Origin of the sequence: Streptomyces sp. NRRL F-4489 (assembly GCF_001509485.1) — a bacterium.
GTDB lineage: Bacteria > Actinomycetota > Actinomycetes > Streptomycetales > Streptomycetaceae > Streptomyces.
Genome location: NZ_LLZI01000099.1, coordinates 1 through 5,701, shown reverse-complemented (window position 1 = coordinate 5,701; position 5,701 = coordinate 1). Strand labels below are relative to the sequence as shown.

Sequence of the window (5,701 nt, the reverse complement as noted above, 5' to 3'; positions counted from 1 at the left end):
ATATGGCCGGGTTCATCGGGTGGAAGATCGCCGGGGGCGGGCCGATGGTTGGGGTGCTCCTGCAGCAGGTCGGGGGGGTGGAGGAGTTCGTGGAGGAGGGTTGGCTGGCGCCGGTGGGGGTGACCGGTTGCGGGGGTGGTGGCGGGGGCGGGGGGGCCGGGGAGGGGAAGGAGAAGGGCAAGCAGGCGCCGGTCACTGTCTCGTTGCCGAAGTTGGCGGGGGAGCGGGTGCAGGTGACGGCGGTGTGGACGGGGGCGGAGCGGGAGAACTTCGGGAAGGTCTTGGGGGAGTTCGAGAAGCGCACGGGCGCGAAGGTGGACTTCGTGCCGAGCGGGGACGATATGGCCGGGTTCATCGGGTCGAAGATCGCCGGGGGCGGGCCGCCGGATGTGGCGCTGCTGCAGCAGGTCGGGGTGTTGAACGAGTTCGCGGAGAAGGGGTGGCTGGCGCCGCTCGGGGCGGACGCGAAGGGGCAGTTGGAAAAGAACTACAGCAAGGGGTGGCGGGAGCTGGGGGCTCACGGCGGCACCGGGTACGGGGTGTATTTCAAGGCCAGCAACAAGTCGCTGGTCTGGTACAACACGAAGGTTTTCGAGAACGCCGGGGTGTCCGAGCCGAAGACCTGGCCGGAGTTCCTGAAGGCGGCGCGGACGGTCTCCGAGTCGGGTGTGGAGCCGGTGTCGGTGGGCGGGGCGGACGGCTGGACGCTGACCGACTGGTTCGAGAACGTCTACCTGTCGCAGGCCGGGCCGGAGAAGTACGACCGGCTGGCGAAGCACGAGCTGACGTGGACGGACCCGTCGGTCAAGCAGGCGCTGACGACGCTGGGGGAGCTGTTCGGGCACAAGGAGCTGCTGGCGGGCGGTAACGCGGGCGCGCTGCAGACGGACTTCCCGACGTCGGTGACGCAGACGTTCAGCGGCGGGGACGCGCCGAAGGCGGCGATGGTGTCGTCGGCCGATTTCGCCGCCGCGAACATCGCGCAGACCAAGGCGAAGGTGGGGGCGGACGCGAAGGTGTTCCCGTTCCCGGCGGTGGGCGCGAAGCCGCCGGTGGTGACCGGCGGGGACGTGGCGGTGGCGCTGAAGGACGGCAAGCACCAGAAGGCGGCGCAGGCGCTGCTGACGTTCCTGGCGTCGACGGACGCGGCGCGGATCTGGGCGGGCGCGGGCGGTTTCCTCTCGCCGAACAAGGCGCTGGATCCGGCGGCGTACGCGGATGACGTGACGCGGAAGATCGCCAAGGCGCTGATCGCGGCCGGGGACGGCTTCCGGTTCGATATGTCCGACCAGGCTCCGGCGTCGTTCGGCGGGAAGCCGGGCCAGGGCGAGTGGAAGGACCTCCAGGACTTCCTGAAGGATCCGCGGGATGTCGCGGGGACCCAGGAGCGGCTGGAGCGGGACGCGGCGAAGGCGTTCGGCCACTGACGGCCGGCACCGGCGTTCCAGTGGTGGCAGCCGGGGCGGCGGCCGCGCCGCGGGCCCGGTGTCAGGACGTGCGTTCGGCGAGCGGGAGCGGGGGTGGTGCGCGTGAGCGGGGCGGTGGGTGTGCGGGCCGGGGCCGGCGGCGGGCGGCGGCGGGTGTCCGGGACGCGGGTGTGGGTGGCGGCGGTGTTCCTGCTGCCGGCGCTGGTGCTGCTGGGGGCGCTGGTGGTGTATCCCATCGGGTTCTCGGTGTACCGGAGCCTGTTCGACGCGTCCGGCAACGGCTTTGTGGGGCTGGGTAATTACGGGGCGATGTTCTCGGACGAGGGCATCCGGACGGCGCTCAAGAACACCGTGGTGTGGGTGGTGGTGGCGCCGGCGGTGGCCACGGCGCTGGGGCTGGTCTTCGCGGTGCTGACCGAGCGGGTGCGCTGGGGGACGGCGTTCAAGCTGGTGGTGTTCATGCCGATGGCGATCTCGATGCTGGCGGCGGGGATCATCTTCCGGCTGGTGTACGACCAGGATCCGCAGCGCGGGGTGGCGAACGCGGTGTGGGTGGCGGTGCACGACACGTTCGCGGAGCCGGCGCCGTTCCCGGGGGCGAAGCCGCGGCCCAACGGGGAGCTGCGGCCGTCCGGCGGCGGGGCGTTCACCACGCGGTCGGCCGTACGGGCCGGGGCGGTGGCGGATCTGCCGCTGGTGGCGGTGCAGCCGGGGGATGTGGGGCGGGCGCGGCCCGCGGTGCCGGCGCGGCCCCGGCCGGGGCAGGTCACCGGGACCGCGTGGCTGGATTTCACCCGTGGCGGTGGGGGCCGGCCGAATGTGATCGACCGGGGCGAGAAGGCGCTGGCCGGGCTGCGGGTGGAGGCGGTGCGGGACGGCCGGGTGGTGGCGTCGGCGGTGACGGCGGCGGACGGGACGTACGCGCTGCCCGCGCAGGCGGCGGGGGCGCGGCTGCGGTTGCCCGCGGCGAACTTCGCGGCGGCGTACAACGGCGTGGAGTGGCTGGGCCCGGCGCTGGTCACCCCGGCCATCATCGGCAGTTATGTGTGGATGTGGGCTGGTTTCGCCATGGTGCTGATCGCGGCGGGGCTGGCGGGGGTGCCGCGCGAGCTGCTGGAGGCGGCGCGGGTCGACGGCGCGGGTGAGTGGCAGGTGTTCCGCCGGATCACGGTGCCGCTGCTGGCGCCGGTGCTGGTGGTGGTGCTGGTGACGCTGATGATCAACGTTCTGAAGATCTTCGACCTGGTCTACATCATCGCGCCGGGGTCGAGTCTGCGGTCGGCGAATGTGCTGGCGTTGCAGCTGTTCCAGTCGTCGTTCGGGACGGATGTGGACCAGGGGCTGGGGAGCGCGATCGCGGTGTTCCTGCTGGTGCTGGTGTTGCCGGTGATGTACGTCAATCTCCGCCGGATCCGGAAGGAGCGCCGCCGATGACGCATACGACGCGGACGCCGCCGATGACGCCGATCACGACCGTGAAGGTTCGCACGCCGAGAAGCTCCTGGGCCGCGCGCGTCGCGGCGCGTACCGGGGGCGGGGCGGTGCGGGTCTTCCTGGTGCTGGTGGCGCTGTTCTGGCTGATGCCGTCGGTCGGGCTGCTGCTGTCGTCGCTTCGGAGTCCGGCGCAGATCGCCGAGTCGGGCTGGTGGGAGGTGTTCACCCGGCCCGCGCAGCTGACGTTCGACAACTACGCGCAGCTGCTGTCGAACGGGAAGGTGATGGGCTCGCTGGCGACCACGGCGGCGATCACGGTGCCGTCGACGGTGCTCGTGGTGGTCATCGGGTCGCTGGCCGGTTACGCCTTCGCGTGGCTGGACTTCCCGGGCCGGGACGGCTGGTTCATGGTGGTGGTGGGGCTGCTGGTGGTGCCGGTGCAGGTGGCGCTGATCCCGGTGGCGAAGCTGTTCGGGGCGGTGGGGCTGTTCGAGACGACGGCGGGGGTGGTGCTGTTCCACACGGCGTTCGGGCTGCCGTTCGCGGTGTTCCTGCTGCGGAACTTCTTCGCGGAGATCCCCCGGGAACTGCTGGAGGCGGCGCGCCTGGACGGGGCCGGTGAGCTGCGGCTGTTCACGCGGGTGGTGCTGCCGCTGGGCGGGCCGGCGATCGCGTCGCTGGGGATCTTCCAGTTCCTGTGGGTGTGGAACGACATGCTGATCGCGCTGATCTTCGCGGACAGCGGCCATCCGCCGATCACGGTGGCGCTCCAGCAGGAGGTGCGGCAGTTCGGCAACAACATCGATGTGCTGGCGCCGGGCGCGTTCGTGTCGATGGTGGTGCCGCTGATCGTCTTCTTCGCGTTCCAGCGGCAGTTCGTGTCCGGGGTGATGGCGGGCGCGGTGAAGTAGCGACGGCACCGGGCGGGGCGTACGCAGCAGTCGCGGCGTACGGAACGGGAAGCGCCATAGGAACCGGCCGGACATGACCGGCACCGGGGCCGGTGCTCACCTTCCGTTCATGTTGCGGGCCCAGGATGGCAGCCGCTCGCGGGGACGGCGGCCGCGCGGGGTGTCCCGCGGCCGTGTCCGGTGCCGTGCGTGCCGGTGCGCCGTGTCCCGCCCCGATTCCCGACCGTCTGGAGACGGACCGCAGATGACTGCCGTTACCGCAGACCGGAGCGCCGAACCGCTGCCGCGCCCCGCCCGGCTGGCCGATGTCAAGGGCTGGTTCTTCACCGCCGATCAGCTGCTCTTCGACTGGTTCCTGAGCCATCAGCGCGAGCGGTCGGTGGCGGGCGACCTGCTCGAACTGGGCGCGTACATGGGCAAGAGCGCGATCTTCCTGGGGGCGCGGCTGGGGGACGGTGAGCGGTTCACGGTCTGCGACCTGTTCGACTCGCCGGCCGGGGACGCGCCGAACTCCAGGGAGATGGCGAAGTCGTACGCGACCCTGACCCGCCGCGCCTTCGAGGCCAACTACCTCGCGTTTCATGACGAGTTGCCGGTGATCGTGCAGGGGCCGAGTTCGGTGGTCGGGGAGCATGTGGCGGCGGACAGCGTGCGGTTCGCGCATATCGACGCGTCGCATCTGTACGAGCATGTGCACGGCGACATCCTGGCGGTGCGGGAGCTGCTGACCGGCGCGGGCGTGGTGGTGCTGGACGACTACCGCGCCGAGCACTGCCCGGGGGTGGCGGCGGCGACGTGGCAGGCGGTGACCGGGCACGGGCTGCGGCCGCTCTGCCTGACCGGGACGAAGTTCTACGGCACCTGGGGCGATCCGGAGCCGTACCAGGAGGCGCTGCTGGCCTGGCTGGCCGGCCGCGGGGACCTGTGGCACGAGGTGCAGCAGGTCAACGGGGGGCCGCTGATCCGGCTGAGCGCCAAGGGGGCGAAGGAGCCGGCGCATCCGGTGTCGCGGTACGCGGCGGAGGCCGACGCCGCGGAGGCGGTGGAGGCCCCGGAACGGCCGGCGGAGAAGGCGCCGGAGCCGGCCCGGGCCTCCGGACCGGCGGCCCGTCCGGCCGCGCCCCGTCCCACCGCGGCCCGCCCCCCGCGCGGCGTGCTGCGCCGGGTGGCGGTGGACCTCCTGCCGCCGGTCCTGACCCGCGCGCTCGTACGGGCCCGGAAGCGGGCGCGTACGCAGGCGGCGCGCCCCTGACAGTCCGCGCGCCGGGCCCCGGCCCCGCCCGCCTCACCCCCGCGGCACCTCCCCCACCAGCACGAACACATTCGACCGCAGCAGCCGTCCGGCGGTGCGCGGGAGCGGGTGGGAGTAGGTGCGGCGGACGGTGAGGCCGGCCGTGGCGGCGAAGGCGCGGAGCAGGGTGAAGTCGGTGAAGCGGACGGGTTCCGGGCCGGCCCGGTGCCCGGCCTCCTGGGCGGTGATCAGCAGGACGCCGCCGCCGGGGCGGACGTAGGGGAGGTAGGCGCGCAGCAGTTCCTCGACCTGTTCGTCGTCGAGGTGTTCCAGGACGTGCGCGGTGAGCAGGGCGTCGAAGGCGCCGGGGCGGGCGTGCGGGCCGGCCAGGAACGCGTCGGCGGTGTAGGCGGTCAGGCCGCGGGCGCGGCAGCGGGCGACGGCCCGCGGGTCGTGGTCGATGCCGACGCTGCCGGGGGCGCAGGCGGCGAGGGTGTCGCCGTCGCCGCAGCCGATCTCCAGGACGCGGCCGGTGCCGATCCGCCGCAGTTGCCGGGCGAACGGGGTGCGGGCGGCCGGCCGCCGGGCCGGTCCGCCGGACCGCCGGCGGGCGGGCGTACGGGCGGTGGAGGCGGCCGGGGCGGCGGGGGCCGGGCGCGGGGCGCGGGCGGCCGGGGCGCCGGGGGCGGGGGCCGCGG

General features: G+C 73.3%; 5 protein-coding genes. 4 read left to right on the top strand and 1 reads right to left on the bottom strand.

Features of this window, described 5'->3' with window-relative positions; translation table 11 throughout:
* Positions 1–2: 2 nt before the first annotated feature.
* The 4 genes from ADL22_RS09945 to ADL22_RS09930 all read left to right on the top strand — a co-directional run bounded on the left by ADL22_RS09945 (position 3) and on the right by ADL22_RS09930 (position 5,024).
* Positions 3–1,427, top strand: coding sequence for an ABC transporter substrate-binding protein (locus ADL22_RS09945; protein ID WP_234430623.1), 1,425 nt, complete (start codon positions 3–5; stop codon positions 1,425–1,427).
* 102 nt (positions 1,428–1,529) lie between these two features.
* Entirely contained in the window at positions 1,530–2,861 is a 1,332-nt protein-coding gene (locus tag ADL22_RS09940) for a carbohydrate ABC transporter permease (RefSeq protein ID WP_066975905.1), read from the top strand.
* 23 nt (positions 2,862–2,884) lie between these two features.
* Positions 2,885–3,772: a carbohydrate ABC transporter permease gene (locus ADL22_RS09935; protein WP_066975903.1), complete on the top strand. Its 888-nt coding sequence runs from the start codon at positions 2,885–2,887 to the stop codon at positions 3,770–3,772.
* Positions 3,773–4,016: 244 nt separating this feature from the next.
* Positions 4,017–5,024: a class I SAM-dependent methyltransferase gene (locus tag ADL22_RS09930; protein WP_066975901.1), complete on the top strand. Its 1,008-nt coding sequence runs from the start codon at positions 4,017–4,019 to the stop codon at positions 5,022–5,024.
* Between the two features lie 33 nt (positions 5,025–5,057).
* Here ADL22_RS09930 and ADL22_RS09925 read toward each other — a convergent pair.
* The coding region (locus ADL22_RS09925; RefSeq protein ID WP_066975899.1) for a class I SAM-dependent methyltransferase at positions 5,058–5,701 on the bottom strand (644 nt) is incomplete at its 5' end.